Raw genomic sequence first — 26,748 nt, forward strand, 5'->3', positions numbered from 1 at the left:
TCCTTGATTATTCATATTCGTGGTGATGGTTTACCGGAAAAGTATGAGCAATGGCCCTTGAGTCGTTGCTAATGCTGATCATGACGGGTAATAAGAGTATTAAAATTATGGTGGTGTTTACCGCAACGAAAAACACCATGATGAGGGCGTATATCGCAAGTAATAGGCTTTTTCTGTTTTCATTAAGACTACGGAAGCAAAAGCGAATAAAAAGAAAATAACCACCAAACAGCAGACCGATACCAAGCAATCCGTATTCAATTGCGGTATCTAACACAAAGTTGTGGGTGTAGATCGCCAGCTCATCATAATTAAAGTAACTGATCATAAAGTTGGGTAACATTTTCGCGCCGACACCTAACACCGGGTGTTGAAATAAAATATCTAGCCCATTGGCAAGTAAAAGTTTTCTATGAAGATTCGATACCCAGCGGGCTTCACTTTGGTTGGCAAATAAGACGTCTTCTTGGGTTATTTCCAATGTGTCTGCTAGCGTTTCAAACCCAACGTAGAGTGTGGTTGTGACGGCAGTAAACACAATGAAGCTTAAGGCTAATAAAATCGTCCACGTGTACGTTTCGCTGAGCGATTTTCTCATTAAGTTTTTTACGAGCAGTTGGTCAAAGAAGAAAAGCAGACAAAAACCAAGTAGCGCTTTTCTTTCTTGTGACAACACCAGTAATACTAAAGCTACGAGCATCAAAAGGTGGAAAGCGCGAATTTTATCTCGATAAAGGTACAGTAGCGAGCACAGTACACCGAACCCGTATTTACTTACCCCGAGTAACTTAAACCCGCTTTGATAGCCCTGAGCAAAGTGCCATAAGGCAACGAGCGTACAGATGAAAAACAACAGATACGTGAAATAAACCATTACCCGTTCGTCATCAAACACGCCATAGGCGTACATTAGGCTCAGTAGGCACAAAATCGCTAACCATTGCACAGTTTCTATAACTAGCGGCATTAAAGGGACGCGATTTAGCAGACCATTTATGAACACATACCCAGTGAACAATACGAGGAACCCCATACAGGGATGCATGAGTTTTTCAGCTTTTCCTTCCAATACCACTAATGCAGTAAAACCAATGGACAAAAGGCTTGCGATGTCAGAAGGGGCTAGCGCTATTCCTCCAGCACGAAACTTCATAGGAATAAAGAACAATGTTAGTAAGCACGCAGCTATTATCGGAGTTTGGTTATTTATCGGTACAAAGTTCATCATAAATTTTGTAATAGCTGTTCCTAAAGTTATTCAAAGTAAACTGGTTACAACGTTCGACAAAAAAACAGGAAGCAGCTTCATAGGAGCTTTTACTACCCACTATGTGAAGTATTTTTGTTATTAAGTCATCGGATTGACCTTGTTTAAATAAATAAGTTTTATCTCCGATTACTTCATTTAGTCCGGGGACGTCCGAGCCTAGAACTGGTAACCCTTCAGCCATAGCCTCTACAGCCGCAAGACCAAAACCTTCTACTATTGAAGATTGCACATACAGATCGAGACTAGATAAGAATCGAGGAATGTCAGATGTGATACCATACCAATGTATACGATGATCGCAGTTCAAATCTTTTGCTTTTTTTCTAAGAACTTGTTTTTTTTCTCCGTCTCCAGCTAGATGGAGGTGGTAGTTTTCTGGTAATTTAGCTATTGCACATATTAATGTATCGTGGTCCTTATAGTGATGAAGCCTACCAACCATTCCTATGTTTATAACTCCTTTTTTTTCTAGCGCCTTATATAATTTAGGTTGTCTAGAGAATCGATGAAGATCTACACCATTGAATATTACTTCATAGCGGTCTTTGTATGCTGGTATGAATTTAACTAATGCTTCTTGAACCTTGTGAGTGATGCAAATAGTTTTGTCATTGCTCATATAAAGAAGGTGCTCCATAAACTTAAATAATGGATAGTCCCTGCGTCGATTAGTTGTGTTATGTTCTGTTTGTATTTTCCTTTTTCCAAAGGAAAATAGAGCGAGGTATATAGAAGGAAATAAATGACTATGTACCAAATCTGGCCATTGGAGTATTTTCCATTTTTCAATTAGAGACAGTGACTTCCAAACATAGCACGTCACTTCACTTTCTTTCAGTTTTTCCTCGAAATCATTGTCTGGATTAAGAATGAGAACTCGTATTTTATATTGAGGCATATGCTGGACTACTAGATCTACAAGAAAGCGCTGTGCTCCACCATTGCTAGATAAGTCATTGATTATGTGTAGTATTTTCATTTAAATACTTTTCCTTGAGTGATAGGATTTCAGAGTTTGAAAAGAAACGTTGTGCTAATTTTGATGAGAACATTTCTTCAACGTACTCGGGTGTAGGTTGAAATTGCGTTTTGAATTCTTTCATTAGTGGCGAGTACCATTTGTTGTCTGATTGATTTTCATAAACAACATCCACGGGGTAACCTAAAAAGTCTTCAACTGCGGAGTTAGCCTTCGTTAGCTTGTCACTTCGAATGACCAACAGTGAGAAGTTATTGTTATGGTATGTTTGATAGCCTACTTCGTGATTAAAAGACTCGTTAAACACATCAATCCCTGTTAGTTGTTTGATCTCGTTGTCAAACCACTGCAGCGCATATTGATGATTCATGTGCTTATCAAATGCTTCTTGGAGTAATTGCGGTCGTTCGGTACGTATTGCGCTGTCATCCTTTAGATATTTGTCCGCCATCCAAAAAGGAAGTGCTTGAAAGAACATTGAGACATTTCGTCCGATCGGTTCACGCACCAGCGAGATAATTCGAACTTTTTTCTTACGCTTTAACATGCGGCTCATCGTTATGCGCTTTAGTCGTCGCTTTAACGCATTGATCTGAGGCTTATGCAATTGCGCTCTAACGGGGGATATTTGTTTTTGCGCATCGACGGTCATAAGGTCGTGCAAGTGAATCGAGTCAGGAATGGAATGCTCTAATGCACTCGAACCTACTTTGCCCATTTGATAGATCAATACCGGTTGTTCTTGGCTTTTCAAGGTTTGGTACCAAGATAGGTTTACGTTAGTAGGCGTATTTCTGGACATAAAGCGTCTCTCCTTCCTTGGCCTTGGCTTGTGTGATTAAGACGCCAAGAGATGGAACTGAGTGTTGTATTTGTTTAGATAACGCAAGGTTAACCAGTGATGATTTTGTTGATTCTGAGCGAATGACGGTGATCAGACCATTGGCATACTGACCAAGAATAAGTGCGTCACTCACTGACAGTAGGGGCGGTGTATCGATAATGATCCGGTCATACTTATTTTGAAAATGTTCGAGCAACTTTTTAAAGCGATCAGAAGCCAATAATTCCTGTGGGTTTGGCGGAATTAGGCCCGCCGGTAATACATCTAAGTTGGCTTCTTTTATATGTGTAACACAATCTTTGATTGGCGTATCCATCGTCAGGATATGCGTTAAGCCAGGGCTTGATTCAGCAATACCGAATCGCTTTGCGATGGAAGGTCGACGTAAATCGCAGTCGATGATCAACACCTTTTCCATTTTTGAAAACGACACCGCCATATTGATACTGGTTGATGTTTTTCCTTCTTCTGGAATAGCAGAGGTAAAGGGCAATATCTTTTGCTTCGTGTTGGTTAATCTGAGCAGAAGCGAGGTTCTGACTGAGCGGCAAGCTTCACTAAATAGCTTTTCTTCATCATCTAAATACGCGGTATAACTGACGCCGTTTTTACGCAAATTGCGTTTTTTGACCATAGGAATCACACCTAAACACGTAACACCAAGTTTTTCCTGCACATCGGTTGTGCTTCGGATAACTTCTCGCATCGTTTCTAAGATGATGACTAGAGCGCAAGCAATGGCAAAGCCAAAAAAGGTGGCAATTAGTACCAGTTTGATTCGTTGTGGTGCCACCGGGAATAGAGGAATGATGGCTTTATCAGTAAAGCGAGCAGTGACATTCTTGTAGTCGCTGGTGGCGTTGGTCTCTTTCTCACGATTTAAGAACGCTTCATAGAGTGCCTTATTGGATTCAACCTCGCGTTTTAACTGTTCGTAACGCGCTTTTTGTGACCCTAACGATTGGAAGTCTGACTTTTTGTTATCGAGTTCTGCTCGAAGCATGTCCTCTTGCGCTTTTGCAGCAAGAAGGTCTTGTTGCTTACTGAAGGAAATGTCACGGATGAGTTGCTGGGTTCTAGATTGAATTTCAGCAAGCTGCGCTTTCGCCTGAATCATTCGATCATGCTTAGGTCCGTAGCGCTGTGCCAGTTCAGAGAGATTTTTGGCTGCCTGTGCTTCCGACAATTTTAGATCGCGGATTTGCGCTTGATTAGCGAATTCATCAATTGACAACAAGCTGTCTAAACTTTGCGAAGATTTACGTCGTAACAGTTGGATTAACGTCTGCGCTTCAATACGCTTATTAACAGCGATATTCAGCTTGCGAGTGAGTTCTTCTAGCTCATTTGCGTAAATTTCATCAATACCATTTATATCGATCAACCCTTCTTTTAACAAGAATTCTTGCAGCGCCTGCTCCGAGTTACGTAATCGCTCCTCCAATTTTTGAGAGTTGTTTGTCAACCAAGTAGCCGCATTTTGTGTAACGACCAATTTGGCTTCAAAATTTGCGTCAATGTAGGCTTGGCCGACCGCGTTGGCGATTGTCGTCGCAAGCTTAGGATCGGTAGAACGAAAGCGAATTCTGACTAATTGGGTGTTACGTACTGGCTCAATATCGAGTTTACTTCTGAAAGCTTGAAGTGCCTGATAATAGGACTCTGAAAACTGCGCGGTTTCTTTTGGGCTTGGTGCCACATTCAGTAGGTCTTGAACAAAAGGAATCGACTTTATTTGGTCGATTTTTTTATTTAACCCCCCTGAGCTTGTGAATTCAGGTAATTGGGTGAGGTTCAGCTCCCTAATGACCTTATCTGCAATATGATTCGATTTTAAAATGGCGATTTGCGTTTGAAAGTACTCTTTTTTTGTCGTGTCGACGCCATATACTTCCTCGATTGAAAGGGCGCTTTTTTGCTCCTCTTGGATGAGTAGCGTAGCTGTAGCTTGGTATATCGATGCTTTGGAGTAGATATACCAAGTACAAGTTAATGAGAACAGAAGCGTGAATGCTGCGATGCTTAGCCAATTCTTTTTAATCGCTTTGAAGTGATGGCCAAAACGAATCAGTTCTACTTTGTTCATCTGGAGATTATTTGGATGAGTCCCGTTCATTTGATTCCCTGTCACTTAAAAGAAGCTCTGGTCAATAAATACAATGTCACCAGGTTCAACGTTGCGGTGCATACTGACCCCCTCCATCGTTTGACCTGTTTTATGCTTGGTGAGGTTAATGCCTTTGCGTGAGGCTCTGTCGGTCAAGCCACCTGCTAGAGCGATGGCCTTCTCTATGGTTAACCCTGGACGGTACTCAAATCCACCAGGTTTCCTGACTTCTCCATTAACGTAAAACAGACGAAAGTTATTGATGGTGACCATCACTTTTGGATTGATGAGATAATCGCCTTTTAAGCCCGTTTCTATTTCGTACTTGAGTTGTTTTGGTGTTTTTTTGATTGCTTTAATTCGGCCAAGGTAGGGGTAATCAAAGTAGCCATCTGACGTTATTAGAATATTTTTAATCGTAAGATCTTCTTCACCATAGACCTGCACGGAAATGGTATCGCCAGTATCGAGTAAGTAATCTTCCTCGTTTGAGTCAGCGTTGACCAAAGTGCTAAATAGCAACAACGCTACACTCATGAATTTGATGAATGCCTTCATTAATAATCCTTTTTACAGAGAAAACTGTGCGCTTAAAGTCCAAATATTTTGTTCGAAGCTATAACCCGATCGGCTAGAGTTTTTATCTTGGTATTGCCAATCGGCTTGCAGCTGTATCCAACGTTTGATCTGATAATCGATACCAAAAGATAGAGTGTACCGATCGTCGTTTCTGGAGATTCCCGTGTAATCATCTTGTTGATAAACAGCACCTAAGCGAGTTGCAAGGTAACTATTCCAATCGTGCTTCAGGTTCAGTCGGTAACGAGTTTGTAGGTTGTAATCGCCATCTTGATCGGGGTTAACCGCCGCTTGAGTGGTTTTCACGCTGACTAGAGTTTGTTCTTGAGGCAACCATTCAAAGCCGATATCCCAACTAAAGCCTTTAAATGTCTCTCGTTGAGCGCTGTCAAAATCTTTGATTTGATAACCGAGTCGAGCGATGCCTTTGGTTTTTCCTGTGACTTCCCATTCGGCACCGGTGTAATAGAAACTGGTGTTGTTATCTTTCGATGGCTGCGCAGAATTTCGGTGCTGATACTCGGTTACGATTTGGTTTGTTCCGACTAACCAATAGGTTCTTGGCGTCGCTCTTAAATAGAACTCCAAATGTGCATTGGGAGCTCGAAAATCGTTGTATTTAGTTTTAGCGTTTGGGCGCCCAGGCAAGCCGTCACGATAGTTTTGATAGGTTTTATCACTATAGCCTAAACCGAATTCGAGTCTGCCTTTGGCACCGTTAGATCCAAAGACATAATTGGTTTTTACATCGTTACGGTTGAACTCTATTGGTGAGTCGATTGCGCTACCATTACCTTCGGTAATATCTTCTCCTCGAACTTCATGCTGGGCGCGAAAACGGTAATCAACCACTAAACGATGACGATGATTAAATTCGAAAAAGTTGGAAAACTGAAAAGTGTGGTCGTCGAAGTCGTTGCGATCGTCAGATGAAAAGCCAGCTTTTAACTTATATAAAATATCTGCGCGATAGCGATTCCGTTCTATACGTGCTAGTAAGCTTGGTTCTATACCCCAAATATTGACCGATTCTACATTGCCGGATTTTTCCGCTTTATTGATGTTGTCATCTCCCTCGTAGAAAATTTTTACGAGGGGAATCAACTCTATACCAGACTCGGTTTGGTAAGCCATCGGTTCTGCGAGCAAGTCAGTAGAAAACAGACTCAATGCTATTGCCATTGTCAGTTTCTTCATAATCTCAACCTTAGTAAGCGTTAGCACCAGTGAAGCCTTTGAAAACGGTCATAAAGATGATTTTGATGTCCATCCAAACCGACCAATGGTGGATGTAATCCAAATCAAACTCGACTCTCTTTTCCATTTTTTCTAAGGTGTCGGTTTCGCCGCGATAACCATTAATCTGTGCCCAGCCAGTAATGCCTGGTTTTACTTTGTGACGTAGCATGTAGCGATCCACGATCTGACGGTATTCTTCATTGTGTGCCACGGCATGAGGGCGTGGGCCGACAATAGACATGGTCCCTTGCAGTACATTGATAAATTGAGGTAGTTCGTCCAAAGAGGTGCGACGTAGAAATCCGCCAAAAGGCGTAATACGAGGATCGTTCTTTGTCGCCTGTTTCACGTTGGAACCTTGATCCATGGTTGTCATTGAACGGAACTTCCAGACTTCAATCTTGCGTCCATCAAGACCGTAACGATGTTGTTTAAAGATGACAGGGCCTTTAGACGTTGCCTTAATGCCAATCGCAATGACGAATAGAATAGGGGCGATTAAGACCAAAATAATGCTCGAAAACAAGATGTCTTCAAACCGTTTTACCCAAGAAGAAATTCCAGCAAAAGGTGTATCAAAGACACTTAGTGTTTGAACTTGGCCGATCTGCGCCCAACGAGAATGTAAAAGGTTATAAGTGAAGAAGTCGGGAATCAGATACGTATTTGCGGTGGTATCTGAGAATTGGTTAAGAAGTGACGCAATGCGCTCTTTTGCGTGCATTGGCATCGCGATATAGACGTAATCTACTTCCCCTTTTTTAGCTCGCTCAAGGGCGTGGTCAACAGCTCCTTTAATAGGATAATCAGAATTTGGCAATCTGTCGGAAGATCGTTCGTCGTAAAAGCCATCAAAAAGCACGCCGTGTTCTGTGTGGTTTTGAATTTCGTTAGCTAGGGTAATGCCGTGAGGAGTTTGGCCGATGATGATCGCAGTGCGAGTGTTGAATCCTTTTTTTCTCAAATAGGCTAATCCGGTACGGAACGTTACTCGCCATGCCAAAAGCAGAGCGGGCGTAATCGCAAACCACAGCGCTAAAATTGTGTTATCAAATAAGGTATGGACTTCAGAAAAATACAGCACAATAAAGATAAGTGCAGAAGTCACCGCCCAAGCAACACAGACAATAAACATCTGCTCTTTAAACGAACTGGTTCGCCAAGAGCGATACAGATTGCCGCTTTCTGCCATAAATAGAAAAGAGATGCCTCCAACGAAAGCCAATATGACGTAATCTTTCCCCATCGCAGTATTCATGTCTTTGAACACTAAAAGCAGCATAAAAGAGACGATGACAGCAAGATCTGAGATGCGATATAAAAAAGCGAACTCCATCTCATGAGAGCGGATAAGTCCTTTTTGTTTCATGACTCAGTTTCCCTTCTGACACGCTACCGCCCTTGGGTGTCTTCCCCAATTGCCGTGTCGTGAACGTTATTAGTAGTTGGTGCACAGAGCATTCTGTTGAATGCTGCTGAGTTTTTTGTCACGTGTAATTTCGTTGATAAGTGTAAAAATTTGCGTTGTAGAGGTAAGTGGAAATAAGAATGATATTTAGCAATTTGGCTAAGTTGGGAGGGTTAGGAAAACGCTGGTACTTACTTATGAGGAATGAGGAAAAGTATTAAAAATGAAGTATCAGTACAAAGACAATGGTTTATGTGAGGGTAGAAGAAACGGGTGATTTGATTCGTTAACGATTAATGATTTAGTATCGAATTGCTGATATTTATTAAGATAAAAAAATCCCTCTCAAGTGAGAGGGATTTTTGAGTAAGGACGAATGAACTATTCGACTTCTACGCCGTTTTCTTTGTATAGGCGGCGGCATGCGCGACCATCACTGTGGAACAGGTGACAACGATGAGCTGGAATACCGATCTCGATTTTATCGCCAGTGTCGACTGCAAGCGTGTCCGGCTGACGGAAAATAACGTCGGCGTCCGCGCCTTCTAGATTTAGGTATACTTGAGTTTCGTTACCTAGCTTCTCAACAATCATCACTTCACCGTGAATACTTGCATCAGCTTCAGAAGCGGATAATAGGTGCTCAGGGCGAATGCCTAAAGACATTCGGTCGCCGCGGTTAACTGTTGTACCATCCACTGGAATCCAGAAAGATACGCCGTTAGATAGTTGAACTTTGACGCGCTCTGCTTCTACTTCATCAATGAACACGCTCATGAAGTTCATTTTCGGAGAACCGATAAAGCCAGCTACAAAGCGGTTTTGTGGGTAATGGTAAAGCTCAAGCGGCTTACCAACTTGCGATACATAACCGCCGTCTAGTACAACGATTTTATCTGCCATTGTCATCGCTTCTACCTGATCGTGCGTTACGTAGATCATGGTACAACCAAGTTGGCGTTGTAGCTTAGTAATTTGTGCACGCATGTTTACACGCAGTGCCGCATCCAAGTTTGATAGTGGCTCGTCTAGAAGGAATACATTTGGCTGCGATACCAATGTTCGGCCAATCGCCACACGTTGACGCTGTCCACCAGAAAGTGCTTTTGGTTGGCGCTCAAGCAAGTGGCCTAGTTGTAGGATTTCTGCTGCTTGTTCAACACGCTTGTCGATTTCTGCTTTGTCTGCTTTTGCTAGTTTCAAGCCAAATGACATGTTGTCATATAAGTTAAGGTGCGGGTAAAGAGCGTAAGACTGGAATACCATACCAACACCACGTTTGGATGGTTCGACGTCATTCATGCGCTGGTCACCAATATACAAATCACCTGAAGTAATGTCTTCAAGACCGGCAATACAACGTAAAAGGGTAGATTTACCACAACCTGATGGACCTACGAAAACAACAAATTCACCTTCGTTGATTGTTAGGTCTACGTTCTTAGAAATCAGTACGTCGCCATACGCTTTACAAACATTTTTTAACGTGACACTCGCCATGTAGCTCGTCCTCGATCAATTTTTTATTATTCACCGCTCATCATTATATGAATTATCTAGCGAGCAGTAACAGTAGGAATCGGTAAGTTCTTGCGGTTGGTAAGAAAAGTAGGGTAGCACTTCAATAAAATGTCCTGAATAGAAGTGCTACCCATCATAGCCAAGTACGAGTTTCTCTCCCCCACATTATTCGTATTGTCTCCCCCGTGAAATAATTACCACAAACAACACTAATAATGACATTCCACTCGTCTGGCAATGCAAAACCAGCAAATCTTTTTCCTAATACGTAGGCACTGCTGGGAAAGGGTTCTTACCATCCACTCTTGGATGACTGCAGTTTCTAAGATTGTGCGTAGTGCGACATCCTCCTAATAGAAATAATTGTAGGGGGAGTAGAAAGGGAGGAGTAAAAAAGGAGGAGGAAGAAAGCAGTTGGTCGGAAATCACATTATTGCACCACCTAAAGTTGAAACCGATCACAGGAACTATCCATTTTGTGATTTGAGTCTCTTACCCTTGGCGATTTAGATCACGAAAATACGTCATAATTGTAAGGGCGTAGGGATTAGGAGGATGAGACATATTGGATTATTTCAGATGATATATGTCGAAATACGGCTGAACCTCAATGGACTAGCCCTACATCAAAAATATAAAAAGGATACGAACATGAAAAAGTTAAGCGCTGTAGCACTAGGTACTCTTGTTGCTTTGGGTTCTTTTGGTGCTAATGCTGCCATCGAAGAAGGACAACTTACTATCTGGATCAATGGTGATAAAGGCTACAACGGCCTTGCTGAAGTTGGTAAGAAATTTGAAGAAGACACAGGCATTAAAGTGACTGTGGCTCACCCAGATGGCCTTCAAGACAAATTCCCTCAAACTGCAGCGACTGGCGACGGTCCTGATATCGTATTCTGGGCTCACGACCGTTTCGGTGGTTACGCAGAAGCTGGCCTGCTAGCAGAAATTAAACCTTCTAAGAATATTCAAGAAGGTATCGTTGATTTCGCTTGGGATGCAGTACGTTACGACGGTAAATTGATCGGCTATCCAGTTGCGGTTGAGTCTCTATCTCTAATTTACAACAAAGACCTAGTTCCAAACCCACCAAAGTCTTGGGAAGAGGTTGCAGCATTAGATGCAAAACTTAAAAAAGACGGCAAGTCTGCAATCATGTGGAACCTAAAAGAACCGTACTTCACTTGGCCACTAATGGCGGCTGATGGCGGCTACGCGTTTAAATACACTTCTGAAGGTTACGATGTTAAAGACGCTGGTATCGCGAAAGAAGGCGTTAAAGACGCAATGAGCTTCGTAAAAGGCTTAGTTGATAAAGGCGTAATCTCTGCGGATATGGATTACTCAGTGTCTGAGTCTGCGTTCAACCAAGGCAAAACAGCGATGACTATCAACGGTCCATGGTCTTGGGGCAACATTGAGAAGTCTGGCGTTAACTACGGCGTGACTACGCTACCTAAGTTCCAAGGTCAATCTTCTAAGCCATTCGTTGGTGTTCTAACGGCTGGTATCAGCACTGCGTCTCCAAACAAAGACCTAGCAGTTGAGTTCATTGAGAACTACCTACTAACAAACGATGGCCTACGTATGGTTAACAACGATAAGCCTCTAGGTGCGGTAGCACTTAACTCGTTCCAACGTGAGCTAGATTCAGATACTCGTATCGCAGCAACAATGGACAATGCGATGAACGGCGAAATCATGCCAAATATCCCTCAAATGAACGCATTCTGGGGTGCGGCTAAGAACGCAATCATCAACGTAGTTGACGGTCGTCAAACTGTCGATGCAGCTCTTGCAGATGCAGAAAAACAAATGACTAAATAATTAAGTAAGACCTTTTTAAGGAGGGGGCAACTCCTCCTTACTTTTCTATATTTATTCTATATTCGCTAGCAGGTTCCCTATGCAGTCAGTTCAAGGTACAAATGCTATGACAGCACCAGAAGCCAGCCTTCCGAGCAGCAAAAAAGTGTTCATGAAATGGTCACTTTTAGGCACAGTCGGCATCATCAATGGCTACGCAACAATCCTTATGTATTCTCGCGGTGAGATTGCGTTTGCACTACTTACGCTCATTCTTACCGCTTTAGCGTTGTTCATCTTTGGTAGTAAAAAGACGTACGCACACCGTTACATCTACCCTGGTATAGCAGGGATGATCCTTTTCATTCTTTTCCCTTTGGCGTACACCATAGGTTTGGCGTTTACCAACTATAGCGCGAAGAACCAACTCTCTTTTGATCGCGCTCAGAACGTACTTTTGGACCGAACTTACCAAAGTGGTGATAGCTACCCGTTCACTTTGTATAAAACGGAGCAAGGCCATCAACTTGTGGTTGAAAAAGATGGTGAGCTACTTGCAAGCCCGACTTTTCAGCTTGATAACCTTTCAGCATCGGAGTTTGATCTTTCACCAATTGAAGAAGTAACGGGTGAAAAAGAATCAATCAAGGCGATTGTTAAGAACCGCAGTGCGTTGAGCAGTGTCGATTTACATTTGCCAAGTGGTGATGATATCCGCATGAGTGGGCTGCGCAAATTTGCTGCAGTTGTACCTTTGTACACATTACAAGAAGATGGTGAAACGCTTTACAACAACCGGACTGAAGAAACGCTACGTCCAAATATGGAAGTAGGTTACTACCAGCCTGTCGATGAAAACGGTCAATTTGTTGGTAGCACAGTGTCACCAGGTTTCGTGGTGAACATTGGTACCCACAACTTTGAGCGTGTTTGGAAAGATGATGGTATCAAAGAGCCGTTTATCAGTATCTTTATCTGGACCATTGTTTTCTCTGCGCTAACCGTATTGTTTACGCTTGTTATTGGTCTTGTCCTTGCCAGTGTGGTTCAGTGGGAAGCACTTAAAGGTCGCTCAGTTTACCGTTTGTTGCTAATCCTGCCTTATGCAGTTCCGGCGTTTATTTCTATCTTGATCTTTAAAGGTTTGTTTAACCAAAGCTTTGGTGAGATCAACATGTTGTTGGAAGGCTTATTCGGCATTAGCCCGGCTTGGTTCTCTGATCCGTTCATGGCGAAAACCATGATCTTAATTGTTAATACTTGGCTTGGTTTCCCTTACATGATGATTTTGTGTATGGGCTTACTAAAAGCGATTCCAGACGATTTATATGAAGCATCAGCCATTGATGGTGCGAACTTTGTCACGAACTTCACACGTATCACACTACCAATGATGTTGAAGCCGTTAACACCATTGTTGATCGCGAGTTTTGCATTTAACTTCAACAACTTCGTACTTATCCAGTTGTTGACTGGCGGTGGTCCAAACATGATTGGTACATCAGAGCCTGCGGGTTACACCGACCTGCTAGTAAGTTACACCTACCGAATCGCATTCGAAGGTGCTGGTGGTCAAGACTTCGGTCTAGCAAGTGCAGTAGCAACGCTTATCTTCCTATTGGTTGGCGCATTGGCACTTATCAACCTACGCGTAACTAAAGTAGCTCAGGACTAAGGAGAAATTACAATGGCAATGGTACAAGGTAAGTCATTAAAGTATCGTGTTTGGGCTACTCATATTGCAATGTGGGCATTCTTGGCACTGATTATTTTCCCTTTGCTGATGATCATCGCGATTTCATTCCGTGAAGGTAACTTTGCAACGGGTAGCCTGATCCCAGACAACCCAACACTTGATCACTGGAAATTGGCATTAGGTTTCTCGGTGACTAATCCAGACGGTACAGTTACACCGCCACCATTCCCAGTAATGACATGGCTGTGGAACTCTGTAAAAGTGGGTGGTATTTCTGCAATCCTAATCGTGGCGCTATCAACCACATCGGCTTACGCGTTTGCTCGTATGAAGTTCAAAGGTAAGAACACCATTCTTAAAGCGATGATGATCTTCCAGATGTTCCCTGCGGTGTTGGCACTGGTTGCTCTGTACGCGTTGTTCGACAAACTGGGTCAGTACATTCCTTTCCTTGGCCTGAACACGCATGGCGGTCTGATCTTCGCTTACTTAGGTGGTATCGCACTGCACGTATGGACCATTAAAGGCTACTTCGAAAGTATTGACTCGTCTCTAGAAGAAGCGGCGGCTCTTGATGGTGCTACACCATGGCAAGCATTCCGTTTGGTATTGCTGCCACTGTCTGTACCAATCCTAGCGGTAGTCTTCATCTTGTCGTTCATCATGGTAATTGGTGAAGTTCCTGTAGCGTCACTACTGCTTTCTGATGTAGACTCGTACACACTTGCAGTGGGTATGCAGCAATACCTATATCCACAAAACTACTTGTGGGGTGACTTTGCCGCAGCTGCTGTACTTTCAGCAGTGCCAATCACTGCCGTATTCTTACTTGCGCAGCGCTGGTTGGTTGGTGGTCTAACCGCTGGTGGTGTGAAAGGATAATCTCTTGTGGTCTGAGATTGATAAGAATAACTAGAAAAGGGCGACCACATGGTCGCCCTTATACTTAGCACGGATATTACAATTTTGGTTTGGCCGCCGATCAGTAATATCTTGGCTTTTATTGGCGTTACGCATAGCTGGCTGTTAGCTTAGTTCCTTACGATTCAATCACTAACAGTTTTTGTAACCATAACCTGAGTTTAGACTCAGGTTTTTTTATGCCTGTTAAAGGCAATTTTGCAATAAGTAGATAGAGATTAGCGGCTTTGCAATGGATTACACAGGGCTTGAATAATGCCCTGCGTAGCACTTCACATAAATAACTAGAGCTTAGTAAAAAGCTAAATTGAGGTAGGGAAGGAAGAGATTAAAACTCTCGGCTGGAAGGTGCGCATCCAACGTATTGAAGCAGCGTGTACAAACTTTCTTGCTGCAGTGCGACGCGACGAAATAGATTAGCAAAGGTAACGTCGCCGCCAAAGCAAGTTTGAATGTAATGATTAATTTCTGTTTCGTTATACCCCTCGACGTACATGGTTCTCACCCACTGGTACTCGACCGCTTTTAAATTGGTCAACGTCTCTTCACTTAAGGTCGTTTCTTTTAGTCTCAAGATCCAAACTCTATCCAACTCTAAAATAATGGATGGATTTAAGCAAAGCTAGGTGAAGGATTTATGACAGAGAAGGGCGAGCGTGAAACAAATGGCAAAACCATGATGTAGCTCCACACTCTGGGTCTAGGTAACGTTGAGGTACTTAATAGCGTTCTTAACGGATGCCAGTTACTTGAGATATTTAACGTGTGCTTCCATTTCTTCCCCAATCTCTTTACGCATGTTCATAAGACGGATAGCGGATTGCTCTAAGGCTTTGTCTTCATCTGACTCTGGAATCCATTTCGGTACATCGGTTGGTTTTCCGTTTTCATCTACAGCAACCATGATAACGATACAGTGAGTGGTGAGTCTGTTTTTCATTTGCTTTGGATCACTGGCTTGCACGTCAATCGCAATGTGCATTGAGCTTCGTCCGGTATAAATGACTTTCGCGCTAACTTCGACTAAGTTGCCGACATGAATCGGCGCAACAAACCGAATGCCGCCAGCATATGCGGTAATGCAATATTTACCACTCCACGCTGCAGAGCAGGCGTACGCTGCCAAGTCGATCCATTTCATTACGGCGCCGCCGTGCACTTTTCCGCCAAAATTTACGTCGCTGGGTTCTGCTAAAAAGCGAAGGGTAATGTCTCTTTGACCACTGCTCATCTGTCTTTCCTTGATGGGTTATTGTTTTCCCAATTTAGCAGCAAGATGAATTTTCGGGAATAGCGAATGAAACAAAATTTTAACTTTTATTCGAACGCTGGAAGTGACAAGCCACAGCGTAGTTCTGTGGCTTGGGGTGTAGATGTTAATTGGCGGTAGAGGCAATCTCAGAATTGGATAATGGTTTTCTCTGTCTTACTTTTACTTGCGACAGGATAACGCCAGAGATGACTAACAACCCACCAATAATGTGGTAAGCGTAAATTTTCTCACCAATTAGTGTTGAAGCAAGTATGACGGAAACCACAGGCATTAGGTTCATGAACATAGCACTTGAATCAGCACCAATTGAATCAATCGCTTTTACCCACATCAGCGGCGCGAAAATGGAAGCAGCAATACCAGCATAAGCGATTAACGGCAGCGCATCTTGGCTTGGTAACAGTTGCTCACTAGAGAGCCAAAGTGGTGTGAGCATCAAAACAGAAAAGAAGCCCTGCATGTAAACCAGAGTCAGACTACTGAATGGCATTTTCCAGCGTTTTAGCAGAACACAATAAGCCGCGTATACCATGGCAGCAACGAGCATTAAGCTGTCACCTTGCGTTAAGTCTTGATGTAAAAAGTAAGTGATATCACCGTGACCAAGCATAAATGCCAAGCCGCCGAGCGAAATGACACCACCGACGATACTTAACATTGATATAGATTTACCGAGCAATGGGACACTTAAAAACACACTGATCAAAGGAACTAAAGAGGTGATCAGGGCCATATTAGAGGCCGTTGTTGTTAAACCGGCATAGTATCCAAGTGACTGGTTGAGAACCATACCAAGTAACGCAAGAAACGCCAACTTAGCTAAGTGAGGTCGAATAATGTGTCGTTGTTTGATGATTGCAGGCAGGCAAAATGGCGTTAGGAGTACCATTGCGACAAACCAACGGTAGAAACTCATCGCACTTGGTTCAATGGCGCTCGCAGCCATCTTGTTCACAATTGAGTTACCACCCCAAATCATAACGGTGAAAAACGGAAGTAAATAAATCATGAGAACCCTATAGCACAATTATTGATGGCGCTAGTCTGGCAGGTCTTTATAATAAAAAGTATCTCTTAAAAGACATCGTAAGCGATAGGAAGACAATTTTGAAAAAGAGCGCCAGAAATCTTCACCCCTCCTTATCAATCGATCGTGCGCCATCAGATGTATTTATGAATTTCGAAGCGTTTCTCTCTAATACAGAAACACGAATTCATAGCCACCCTTGGGGGCAAGTGCAACTGATCAGCGGTGGGATTCTGGAGATGGATGCAGAAGACACAAGATTTCTAGCACCTCCACATCTTGCTATTTGGGTTCCCGCCGGAATTCGTCACACTAGCTACAACCGTAAGCCAATCGAATATTGTTCTTTGAATATTGCCCCTGAATTGACGGCGCATTTTCCAACTAAAACGAGCTTGATCAAAGTGACTCCAATCGTGTCATCTATTATTGAGGACTTTCGTCAGCGAGACATTAATGTGGCGCAAACTGATGAAGACAAGCGCTTGGTACAAGTGTTATTGGACCAGCTTGCAAAGCAAGAAGTCGAACATCACTTTTTACCGACTACCGACAATAAGTATCTTGAACCGATTTTAAAAGCAGTAGAAGAATCGCCGACGGATGAGATCAGTTTGGCGGAGTGGGCGGCAAAAGTGCATACCACAGAACGCACGTTAGCGAGACATTGCCAGAGTGAGTTGGGCATGAGCTTTACTGAGTGGCGCTTACGTGTGCGATATTTACATTCTATGGAGTTGCTGCGTAAAGGGCAGACTGTGAAAGAAGTCGCTCTGACGTTAGGTTATAACCAAGCTAGCCCTTTTATCACGATGTTCAAGAAATACTCCGGCATGACACCGGAGCAATACAAGAATCGATTGTTGTAAAAGTGTAGAGTCTATTTTAAAAAAATTGACAATGCGCTGTATGATGACCGACTCGAAAAGCTGATGGTATTGGAAAGACCTACGTCTATCTTGTGTCAGATTGAGTCAGAATTATAACCTTGAGAATTCGCTTTATTATCATTGCTTTACAACATGCCTGTAAGATTCTTTAGATGATACAATGTGCTAAAGTGACAAAAAACTCAATTGACACCGCTTAGATTTAAGTATTGATTGTTATTAGTTTCTTCAGCCGCCAATTTGTCCCTACTTTTCAAGGAAGTAGAGTTGTACTGTGCAACTATAACTCTTCTACCCTCAATCGTGAGTTCCAATGTGGGTGACCATATATTCTGATCGCGATGCGTCACAATAATCACGGTCGAGTTCAATGTTTGAATATGTTGAGCAATACTTTTTTCGGTTGCTTCGTCTAATGCTGCCGTCGCTTCGTCGAAAATGAGGATTGGCGCCTTTTTAATGAGAGCTCGCGCAATTGCAACTCTCTGTCTTTCACCTCCTGACAACCCTGAGCCTCTTTGTCCTACTGTTTGATGTATTCCTTTAGGAGATGAGTCAATAAGTTTGTCCAATTGTGCGTGTCTTGCAAAGCTCTCAACTTCATAATCACTTGTATTGGGATTACCTAACCGAATGTTATCCGCCAATGTGCCAGTAAAAATGACCGGTTCCTGAGCAACATAGGCTATATGCTGGGTGAGCACGTCATAAGGGATATTCTTTAGATCTATCCCTCCGAGCGAAATAAGACCTTGGTCAGGATCATCAAACCTTAGAAACAGGCCCAGTAAAGTGCTTTTCCCACTGCCACTGACTCCATTGATGACGACGGTATCACCTTGTTTGATCTCCGTGCTAGCATCTTCAAAGAGATCTAAATGGCCCACAAGGTTCAGTTCGAACTTATGGTTTTTGGGGGAGGTTGCAAATTGAGGATTAGGCTCAGGCAGAACAGGGACATTCGTTAACTGAGCGTAATTTTTAATTGAGGATTTTACGTCGTTAATCGCAAAGCCTGCCAACGCGAGTTCACCCAAAGGTGCAGCTGCACGGGTAATCAATATCAATAAAGCCAAGGCTAATAAGGGTTGAGTAATCGGCTCTAAGACGAGATAGATGGCGATACCTGCAAGGGGTAAAATCGTTGCCAATCCTGATACTAAGGTTGCGATAGAAGCGTTACGATTAATAGTTGAATGAGCTTCTTCTTGTGCGTGCCAACTCTGTTCAATACGCTCGATTGAGCGCTCAGGCCCCGCTGTTGAGCGAAGTAACTCAAGGTGATCTATGAGCTCAAGTGTTGATTTAGTCGCTTGAAGCTCTGCGTCATGTCGGTCGCTATCTGAGCGACTTAGGTATCTTTGCGCCTTGTACTGAACGAGCAGTGCAACTAGTAACAATACGGCACTGAGTAGTGCAATTTCACCTCCTCCAACGACCCCAATACCGATAATTAAAAATATGGGTAACATTGGAGCGTGCAAAAATGTTTGTAGCTGATGAGCAGGAATGGCCATAAAGCCAGGTATTCCTCGTTCTGCTAGTTGAGTGAGCTGAGTTCTATGCTGATCATTAAACCAAGCTAACTTTGCTTTACTGAGCGAATGACCTACTGATGAATAAAGATCCCCAGCCAGTTTCGCACCAGAGAGAAATCCAGAACGAGTTACAATAACGGTAACTATCACAGTTAGAACAGCAGCTATTATGACGTTCAATGGTGAAGCTTGTTCGACAATAGATATTGCAAGAAATGTGTAAGCCGTTGCCTCAAATAATGCAACTAGTCCCCAACCTATAGCGACTCGATATAGACGGTGCTTTGCACTTTGTGGAATTGTCGAATTGGAATAGAGGGTATTGTGAGCCGTCATACTTCTTCATCCTGTCGTTGAGCCTTTCTGTTGAGCATCAATGTAGTGTCTGCAAGTTTCGCGAGTTCTGAGTTGTGAGTAATTATGATCAATATCTTGTCTTGTGTTTTCGCAAACTTCGCGAGATTTCTGATCACAGTGAAGGCCGTATTTTTATCGAGAGCACTGGTTGGTTCATCCAGTAATAGAACGTTGGCTTGAGTTAGAAATGTGTTAGCTATTGCGACACGTTGTTGCTCGCCTCCTGAAAGCACGCTTGCATCAGAATTGAGGTCAATCTTTAATTGAGCTTGTTGCAAAGCTTGGTTCAGCTCGTCGTCACTTGAACTTGGCGTTGATAGTTTCAAATTCTGCCTAATGGTAGTTTTGAGTACACCGATATCTTGGGGTACATAGCGTATGGAGGAGTATCGGGATATCTCAGAGAGTTTAGACAGTTGATTGCCTCCTAAGGTAACGAAGCCTGAAAGAGGTGTTTCTTGACCTGCTAATAGACGTAGTAACGTACTTTTGCCTGCTCCGCTAGGCCCCATGATGGCTGTAAATGAACCCCGTGGGAAGTAGTGGGAGAAGTTATCAATAATATTAACGGTTCCATTAGCCACTACGATATTTGATGCTTGTAGTGATAGCGGTTTTTCTCCCGCGCTCAAACTGCCACTTTCTATTTGTGGTTGCTGCAAAAAGTCGCTGATGTTCTTTGCAGCATTCTTTCCTGCGTTAACGTAGTCCAATCCATGGCCAAGCTTCAGTGCGGGTGATACGACGGCCAAACCAAAAAAGAATAGCGACGCCATTGCCACGGGACTTAATTCATAGCCAATGGTATAGGCCATTGCGAAAGTCGAAACCGCTTGAAGTAATGCGGTAGCAATTGCTGCTGGAAGGGCAACGCTACCAACCCATTTCACTATGCCGTGAGTAAAGCGTCTTGTGGCATCATTATAGCTGTCGAGTGCTCCTGCTTGCGTGCCGTAAATTCGATTTACTCGGATACCTCTTGTGTAGTCGTTTACTGCGGTAACGATATCACCCATTATTGTCATGCGCTCTTTGCCATGTTTAGCGGCGAACCTAGGTAAAAAGAGTAGGTAGTACAATGATGCAATTAGACCAGGGAGCAGAGTAAGCATCGCTACCGGACCTGTGAGATTCAACATGATAAAAATAGAAGTTGCGGGTACGACAATGAATGTCACGAGTTCTGAAGGCAAATGCGCAACCATGTGGTGAAGCGTGCTGATGTCTTCGGAAACTATGCGACGCAGTTGATTATCACCATATTGAGAGATGGTCTTGCTTGGCAAGCGCGTCAAGTGCTGAGCAACTTGGCGACGTAATCGAGTGGAAAACTGCGACTCGGCATCATGAACTAACCACGAGCCCACTGATGAGGCAAGTGCGCTAGCCGCCCAAAGTCCTATGGCACCGTAAATCCATTGGTTTGCAAATTTATCGATAAGGTTTATCAAGCATAGCAGTGCACCAACTTTTGCCACAGCGGCAAGTGCTTCACAAAACGTTCCCAAAGCAAGCTTCTTAATCGATGGCTTTAAGGCTGGCATTAAGTTAGGCGTAACGTAATGTTGGCTGATTTTACTTATCATATTGTCACCTTATCTAGCCTATCAAGCGAAAATAAGGAGAACGTGGTAGAGCATATTGAGCTCTTATCGTTTTTCATATAAAGCCTATGGAAGTGGACGTTGATGGATTATGTTTTGAATTAACTTTGGCCGTAGGTGTTGCGAGCTCTTTGTCTGCTTGAATGTTGAAGATGAGTACTTCCTTTGATTTGTTGTGAATTTTCATGAACAGCCAAATGGGAGTAAGTCCCCCTTAGAAGGCAGGCTAAAGGGGAGGTGGAGGGATTAGAAATCCGCAGTAGCTGACAGCATCACTGTGCGTGGTGCGCCTAGAGCTAGGTCCGCATAGTGGGTGGTTGTCCAGTAATCTTCATCCAGTACATTGTTTACGCTAAGGCGCCAAACCACGCTTGTTTCAGCAATTTTTGAGTTGTAGCGTGCGCCAAGATCAAGAATAGTCTGTGCAGGTAATGCCTGAGTGTTTTGTGCATCAATGTACTGTTCAGACATATAGTTCGCTTGGCCGATAAGCGTGAGATCACGCATCGCAGGGAGGTTCCATTCTAATGCGAGTTTAGCTTGTAAATCGGGTAGCTTAGTTGCTTGTTTCCCCTCCTCTGTCACATCTGTTGCTTTTGTAATCTCTGCATCTGTATAGGCGATACCACCGATGAGCGTATAGTCCTTTGATAGTGTGCCGTAGAACCCCCATTCAATACCGCGATTGCGCTGTTCACCACCGAAAGAAAAAATGTTGGTATCCGGATCTTGGTACCCATTTGGCTTTTTAATCTCAAATAAACTGAACGTATGAGCAAAGCCGTCCAGGTCAAGCTTCACGCCTGCTTCAGTCTGTTTGGTTTTTTGGGGTTCAAAAGCCTCTCCTGCGTTTGCAGCGCTAGAGCCTGCTGTTTTCCCATTCGTTAAGCCTTCGGTGTAGTTACCATAAAGCGAAACTGAGCTCGAAACTTTGTATAATGCTGCAAGTGCGGGAGTGTAAGTACTTTCCTTAAACTTGGTGGTAGGAAGCGACATTCCGTTCATTATTATTCCAGATTCATAATCAATGCTCTGGTAACGCAAGCCGAGCGTGATTTGATATTTCCCATCAACAAAAGATAACGTATCGGCAATGCCATAGCTGACCTGAGTTGAATCGATAGGTAAACCATAGTAGTTGTCGTAAACTGAATTTTCTGGTCCCCAAACAGGATCATAAATATTCGAGTTCCAAGGGGCTGGATTATTATTACCTGTTGGAGAATCATTTTTATCTTCTCTAAAGTAAGTACTATTCAGTACAAGGTGGTGTTCTACTGGGCCAGTGTCAAAGTTGCTACGAACACCTATCTCACCTGAAGTCCGTTTGTTCTCAAGCTTAACTGATCCGAGAGATACCTCTAGGTTACCCTCGTTATCGATGATTTTGATTCGTTGCGGTACATTTGAATGAAAATCTGTACGGCTACCACCCAATGCGCTGTATACAGTTACAGAGTCACTAACGCTTAGCTCCCCGCGAATCATCATCCCTTTATCTTCGCTATCATTGTAGGCCCAACTTGGCGTCAATAATGTGTCAGATGGAGGAGGTGATGGGATTTTGAGACCAGAAGCGATGCTTAACCCACGGTTTGCACCTTCAACTCGCTCTGTACTGTAGTAAAAATCTGCTTCAAGGAAAGCAATGTCATTACGCCAATCAAGGCTTAATGATGCAAGTTGAGTTTTGTTGCTTTGGTTGTTTATCGCGGTGTCTCCATCTTTAAATGCACCGTTGAAACGAATACCAAATTCTTCATTTGTACCAAAGCGACGTCCAATATCGATATGTCCTCCGAATTGAGTGTCCGATAAGTAGCTGCCGGTGAAAGATGTGATTGGTGTTTCTTGTGCTCTTTTTGTCACTAAGTTGATGGTGCCACCAACAGATCCATTCGGTGGCATACCGTTGAGCAAAGAAGCAGGACCTTTAAGTACATCAATACGTTGATACATTTCAGGAGAGGTTCGGTAATAAGGAGCGATACCATACAATCCATTAAACATAACGTCGCTAATGTCTGAGTTGAAACCTCTTATTTTGAAACTTTCTTTGTTTAAGCCGGTTTCACCGCTGGTGAAAACAGAGGGATCAGAAGCTGAGATTACATCTGAGATATCGCGTGCTTGTTGGTCTTGAATGTGTTTTTCTGTGTATCCAATCGTATTGAAAGGCGTTTCCATGAAGTTTTTGTCGCCAAGCATTCCTATATTACTCGCGTGAGAAACTTTGCCAGCGGCATAAACTCTGTTTGCTTCACCATAAACTGTCATTGATTCATCTACGACTTCTTCAGCTTGAGCGATACTAATTGGTACGACAAAAGTACTAAATTGAAGTGAAATAAAGAGGGCGATATGACATGGGCTTGGTTTGTTTTTCTGTGAAGAGTCCATCGCTATCTGATGATAGTCATGAGTCATTATAGATTCCTTTTCTTTGTTTGGGCTAGCTCACATCCGTTCTGACGTCGATTGAGTGTTGAATTACTTAAGATCCAACTCATTGTTATTAGATTTAGCTTTGGTAACCTTTTAGGATGTCTTCAATTATGATTTTCAGAGATGTGATGCTTGCTGAAGTGATGTACCAAGCATCGGCATCAACAAAAACGACGTTGTCGTTTTTCCATGCTTTGGTTTGACGGAGTAGTGGGTTTGCTAAGTGTTCCGCATCAATGACAGGCTTTCCTTCCATTACTGCTGTTCGATCAATGATGTAAAGAATGTCTGGATCAGCTTGGCTAATGAACTCGCTAGAAATTGGCTGACCATGCAAACCTGTCTCCACTTTTTCACTCGCTGGTTTTACCCCCAGAACATCGAAAACGAAGCCATAACGAGACTCAACGCCAAATGAGCTGAAAGCACCATTGTTATGCATGACAACCAAAGCTTTTTCAGAACGCTCTTTCGTAACAGCGCGCACTTCTGCGACTTTTGCATCGATTTCGGCAACTTTCTGTTGGGCTAGCTCCTGCTTTTCAAAGATCTCACCAAGCTCTACAAGGTGTTTCTTAATGGTATCGACGTGATGGTCACGACTATTACGGTAGTTGATGTCAAAATGTAAAGTCGGAGCGAGTTGAGAGAGTTCTTCATACTGATTCGCATGTAGCGGAGTCATCAATACGAGATCTGGTTTTAGGGCATAGATCTTTTCCATATTAGGCTGAACTATCGCACCAAGATCCGCTATCTCAGGTGTGTCTTTGTATTTCGCTAGAAAGTGAGGAACAAAGTCTTTCACCATTCCTGAGATTGGAACATTTAGCTGATCTAAAAAGTCCACTTCGTTCATATCTAATGCTGCCACTCGTTGAGGGCGATGAGAAATAGTAGTTGCTCCGAGATTGTGTTCAATCACGATGAGCTTTTCTAATGGCTGAGTATCTTCAATTTTAGTTATTTCCGGCTCGCAACCTGATAAGGTTCCTAGAGCGCAGCAAGCAAGCGCGATACTCAAACGTAGGGGGCTATTAAACATGGGGTATTTCCTTTTTGTCAGTGAGTTGTCTTTAAACAGGCGAGTAACAGTTTTCATATTTGGCTTCTTGTTCTTATCGTGATGGCTAGGAAATATCCCCCACAAAGGACATTCACCAAAATAGAGACGGTGGTTTTAAAGTTAAATAAGTGCTCTACCAGAAGTTGACCAGACAAGAACATGACAATTGCAATAGCACAAGCAACGAGCAATATGTGTCTGTAGTTCGGTGCGCTAGTAACGGAATAAGCAATATTGGCAATAAAAATTCCCATAAAAGCCGTTGGGCCAATCAAGCTCGTCGAAATTGCTACTAAAATGGCGATTACAGCAAAGAACTTTGGTACATATTGCTTATCATTTAGTCCTAATGACATCGCTTGGTCTCGACCTAGACCTATCACATCTAGCTCGCGTGACCATCTGTTAGCAAAGAGTGCCAAAACGCTTAACGCAATACTGGAAAAAAGTAACGTAGAAGGTTTCGCTCGCTCAAACGAGGTATAGCTGAGCCCTTGAAGGATAGAGAATTCTCCAGGGCTTATTCTGAGCTGGATAAATTGAGCAAGAGTTGTCAGCACCATTGTCAAAACAAAGCCAATCAGCAGAACTTGGTGCATGTCATGTTTAAATCTATTGAGTACCCAAGATTGAATCGCTAAGGAATACAACAGAATGAGTATTGCAGAGACAGCGAAATTACCGACAACACCTAATGTAGCAATGCCAGAAGTGCCCCCTAGTAATAAGAGTAGGGTTTGCCAAACCAGATAAACCGACTCATATCCCATAATGGATGGCGTAAGAATACGATTACCAGCTAAAGCTTGGAAAATAACAGCAGAGATGGCCACGCAGCTGCCCCCAATAACTATGGCACCAAGTTTAATCAGCCTCTTAGGGATGACGTAATCAAAATCCCACCCAGAGCTTGTAAAGATAAAGGCGATAGACAGTATGCAAACGAGTATAATGCTCACTCGCATGTTTGAGTAATGTGATCTCATACTCGTGCTCCTTTCAAAAGAAACACAAGAAACATGACTCCCCCGATAGCACTGGCTGTTAATCCAATTGGGACTTCAAAAGGAAAGGCAACAACTCTGCCTATGACATCGCAAAAAATAAGTAACGAAGCGCCGCCTAGTGCAACGATTGGTAGGGTGTTTTTAAGGTGATCGCCATATTTTAGTGCGACTAGGTTAGGTATGACTAAACCGATAAAATGAATGGCACCTACGGTCACCACTGTTATAGCAACTGTCACGGAAACTAGCATTAGACCCAAGGCGGCAGTGAACGCAATATTAATTCCTAAGTTGGACGCAACATCTTCGCCCATTCCCATCACAGTAAACTTATGTGCATATAAGTAAGTCAGTAGGGTGATGGGTAAAATCAAGAAAATTATTTCATAGTGTTCTTGGACCACTTTGGAGAAATCTCCCATTAACCAACCGGACATACCCTGTAAGATGTTGTTTTGATAAGCATAAAACTCCGCTATAGCACTTAGTACACTACCAAACATAAGCCCAATCACAGGTATTAACGCAGAGTTACTGAATTTAATTTTTCGTACGATGGCAATGTAGATAAGGCCAGCGGCGAAGCAAAATAGTACGGCGAAGAGCATACGTTCAAGCTTGTCTGAGGATGGAAGCATGACGATAGATACCAAAATACCGAGCTTTGCCGCATCGATACCGCCTGTGGTGCCCGGCTCAACAAAACGATTTCTAACAATATGTTGAAGAATAACACCACATATTGCGAGACCAGATCCGGTAAGAATTAGTGCGATTAGCCTTGGTAATCTGCTAGCAGTAATCGGTAGCCAAGCTTTGTCATCCATGGTCAGCAATAACGACCAATCTAGTTGGTTTGCGCCGACGAAAATTGAAGTTAAGCACAGTATAAAAAACAGGCTTACTACGTGAATACTCATACAGAATCTGCCCCAAAATAAAGTGAGTTTCTCTTAACTTATGACTTGGGGATGGAATACGAATAATGAATATCTATTCGCATATAGGTTCTAAATTCCAACAAAACATAACCAAGTTATTTTTTATAAACATTAAGGTCACAATCCAGCCCTCAAAGTATCACTAGGCCATACCTAAAAATTCAACGTGCTGATTTGGCTTTAAAACTGGATTAACTAGCAAAAGAAAAGTGCCGCTTTCAATGCAA

General features: G+C 43.0%; 21 protein-coding genes. 4 read left to right on the forward strand and 17 right to left on the reverse strand.

The genetic code is table 11. The features are described 5' to 3' along the window. Positions 1 to 7: 7 nt before the first annotated feature. The 8 genes from R7Z41_RS17470 to malK all read right to left on the reverse strand — a co-directional run bounded on the left by R7Z41_RS17470 (position 8) and on the right by malK (position 9,926). Positions 8 to 1,228, reverse strand: coding sequence for an O-antigen ligase family protein (locus R7Z41_RS17470; RefSeq protein WP_395219570.1), 1,221 nt, complete (start codon positions 1,226 to 1,228; stop codon positions 8 to 10). Beyond that, positions 1,203 to 2,249, reverse strand: a complete 1,047-nt coding sequence (locus tag R7Z41_RS17475) for a glycosyltransferase (protein WP_318136390.1) — start codon at positions 2,247 to 2,249, stop codon at positions 1,203 to 1,205. The genes R7Z41_RS17470 and R7Z41_RS17475 overlap by 26 nt, the downstream gene beginning before the upstream one ends. Then, positions 2,224 to 3,051, reverse strand: a complete 828-nt coding sequence (locus R7Z41_RS17480) for a putative capsular polysaccharide synthesis family protein (RefSeq protein WP_206958994.1) — start codon at positions 3,049 to 3,051, stop codon at positions 2,224 to 2,226. The genes R7Z41_RS17475 and R7Z41_RS17480 overlap by 26 nt, the downstream gene beginning before the upstream one ends. Beyond that, a complete protein-coding gene (locus R7Z41_RS17485) occupies positions 3,029 to 5,209 on the reverse strand; it encodes a GumC family protein (RefSeq protein ID WP_225478242.1) in 2,181 nt (726 codons plus the stop codon). Before R7Z41_RS17485 ends, R7Z41_RS17480 begins: the two co-directional genes overlap by 23 nt. Before the next feature lie 15 nt (positions 5,210 to 5,224). Next, positions 5,225 to 5,758, reverse strand: a complete 534-nt coding sequence (locus R7Z41_RS17490; protein ID WP_005375265.1) for a polysaccharide biosynthesis/export family protein — start codon at positions 5,756 to 5,758, stop codon at positions 5,225 to 5,227. A 12-nt stretch (positions 5,759 to 5,770) separates the two neighbouring features. Continuing rightward, positions 5,771 to 6,976 carry an outer membrane beta-barrel protein gene (locus R7Z41_RS17495; RefSeq protein ID WP_225478241.1) on the reverse strand — a complete coding sequence of 402 codons (1,206 nt, stop codon included), beginning with the start codon at positions 6,974 to 6,976 and terminating at the stop codon, positions 5,771 to 5,773. 10 nt (positions 6,977 to 6,986) lie between these two features. Then, positions 6,987 to 8,387, reverse strand: a complete 1,401-nt coding sequence (locus tag R7Z41_RS17500; protein WP_033906767.1) for an undecaprenyl-phosphate glucose phosphotransferase — start codon at positions 8,385 to 8,387, stop codon at positions 6,987 to 6,989. Positions 8,388 to 8,807: 420 nt separating this feature from the next. Continuing rightward, entirely contained in the window at positions 8,808 to 9,926 is a 1,119-nt protein-coding gene (malK, locus tag R7Z41_RS17505) for a maltose/maltodextrin ABC transporter ATP-binding protein MalK (RefSeq protein WP_005375271.1), read from the reverse strand. Between the two features lie 672 nt (positions 9,927 to 10,598). Between malK and malE the strand changes: the two genes are divergently transcribed. The 3 genes from malE (at position 10,599) to malG (ending at position 14,334) form a co-directional block, all read left to right on the forward strand. Then, positions 10,599 to 11,777: a maltose/maltodextrin ABC transporter substrate-binding protein MalE gene (gene malE / locus R7Z41_RS17510; protein WP_005375272.1), complete on the forward strand. Its 1,179-nt coding sequence runs from the start codon at positions 10,599 to 10,601 to the stop codon at positions 11,775 to 11,777. Positions 11,778 to 11,856: 79 nt separating this feature from the next. Next, positions 11,857 to 13,431: a maltose ABC transporter permease MalF gene (gene malF, locus R7Z41_RS17515; protein WP_005375273.1), complete on the forward strand. Its 1,575-nt coding sequence runs from the start codon at positions 11,857 to 11,859 to the stop codon at positions 13,429 to 13,431. A 12-nt stretch (positions 13,432 to 13,443) separates the two neighbouring features. Next, positions 13,444 to 14,334, forward strand: a complete 891-nt coding sequence (gene malG / locus R7Z41_RS17520) for a maltose ABC transporter permease MalG (RefSeq protein ID WP_005375275.1) — start codon at positions 13,444 to 13,446, stop codon at positions 14,332 to 14,334. 367 nt (positions 14,335 to 14,701) lie between these two features. On the opposite strand, the gene R7Z41_RS17525 is transcribed toward malG, so the two are convergent. The 3 genes from R7Z41_RS17525 to R7Z41_RS17535 form a co-directional block, all read right to left on the reverse strand. Next, the gene (locus R7Z41_RS17525; RefSeq protein ID WP_005375277.1) at positions 14,702 to 14,947 is read right to left on the reverse strand and encodes a hypothetical protein; all 246 of its coding nucleotides are present in this window, start codon (positions 14,945 to 14,947) and stop codon (positions 14,702 to 14,704) included. 171 nt (positions 14,948 to 15,118) lie between these two features. Then, positions 15,119 to 15,604, reverse strand: coding sequence for an acyl-CoA thioesterase (locus tag R7Z41_RS17530; RefSeq protein WP_005375279.1), 486 nt, complete (start codon positions 15,602 to 15,604; stop codon positions 15,119 to 15,121). 145 nt (positions 15,605 to 15,749) lie between these two features. Continuing rightward, entirely contained in the window at positions 15,750 to 16,655 is a 906-nt protein-coding gene (locus R7Z41_RS17535; RefSeq protein ID WP_172563905.1) for a DMT family transporter, read from the reverse strand. A gap of 98 nt (positions 16,656 to 16,753) precedes the next feature. On the opposite strand from R7Z41_RS17535, the gene R7Z41_RS17540 reads away from it, so the two are divergent. Then, on the forward strand, positions 16,754 to 17,542 hold the full coding sequence (locus R7Z41_RS17540; RefSeq protein ID WP_206970770.1) for an AraC family transcriptional regulator: 789 nt from the start codon (positions 16,754 to 16,756) through the stop codon (positions 17,540 to 17,542). Between the two features lie 203 nt (positions 17,543 to 17,745). Here the strand turns inward: R7Z41_RS17540 and R7Z41_RS17545 are convergent, their stop codons facing one another. The 6 genes from R7Z41_RS17545 to R7Z41_RS17570 all read right to left on the reverse strand — a co-directional run bounded on the left by R7Z41_RS17545 (position 17,746) and on the right by R7Z41_RS17570 (position 26,500). Continuing rightward, positions 17,746 to 19,437, reverse strand: a complete 1,692-nt coding sequence (locus tag R7Z41_RS17545; RefSeq protein WP_318136391.1) for an ATP-binding cassette domain-containing protein — start codon at positions 19,435 to 19,437, stop codon at positions 17,746 to 17,748. Continuing rightward, the gene (locus tag R7Z41_RS17550) at positions 19,434 to 21,044 is read right to left on the reverse strand and encodes an ATP-binding cassette domain-containing protein (protein WP_206970771.1); all 1,611 of its coding nucleotides are present in this window, start codon (positions 21,042 to 21,044) and stop codon (positions 19,434 to 19,436) included. Before R7Z41_RS17550 ends, R7Z41_RS17545 begins: the two co-directional genes overlap by 4 nt. A 264-nt stretch (positions 21,045 to 21,308) precedes the next feature. Further along, positions 21,309 to 23,489 (reverse strand): TonB-dependent receptor, encoded by a 2,181-nt coding sequence (locus tag R7Z41_RS17555; RefSeq protein ID WP_085569339.1) that lies wholly within the window; start codon positions 23,487 to 23,489, stop codon positions 21,309 to 21,311. A 94-nt stretch (positions 23,490 to 23,583) separates the two neighbouring features. After that, on the reverse strand, positions 23,584 to 24,552 hold the full coding sequence (locus tag R7Z41_RS17560) for a siderophore ABC transporter substrate-binding protein (RefSeq protein ID WP_053307880.1): 969 nt from the start codon (positions 24,550 to 24,552) through the stop codon (positions 23,584 to 23,586). Between the two features lie 53 nt (positions 24,553 to 24,605). After that, positions 24,606 to 25,559 (reverse strand): iron chelate uptake ABC transporter family permease subunit, encoded by a 954-nt coding sequence (locus R7Z41_RS17565; RefSeq protein WP_053307879.1) that lies wholly within the window; start codon positions 25,557 to 25,559, stop codon positions 24,606 to 24,608. After that, positions 25,556 to 26,500: an ABC transporter permease gene (locus tag R7Z41_RS17570; RefSeq protein WP_225478240.1), complete on the reverse strand. Its 945-nt coding sequence runs from the start codon at positions 26,498 to 26,500 to the stop codon at positions 25,556 to 25,558. The genes R7Z41_RS17565 and R7Z41_RS17570 overlap by 4 nt, the downstream gene beginning before the upstream one ends. Positions 26,501 to 26,748: the final 248 nt, after the last annotated feature.

Source organism: Vibrio sp. 1457, assembly GCF_033340195.1.
Taxonomy (GTDB): domain Bacteria; phylum Pseudomonadota; class Gammaproteobacteria; order Enterobacterales; family Vibrionaceae; genus Vibrio; species Vibrio alginolyticus.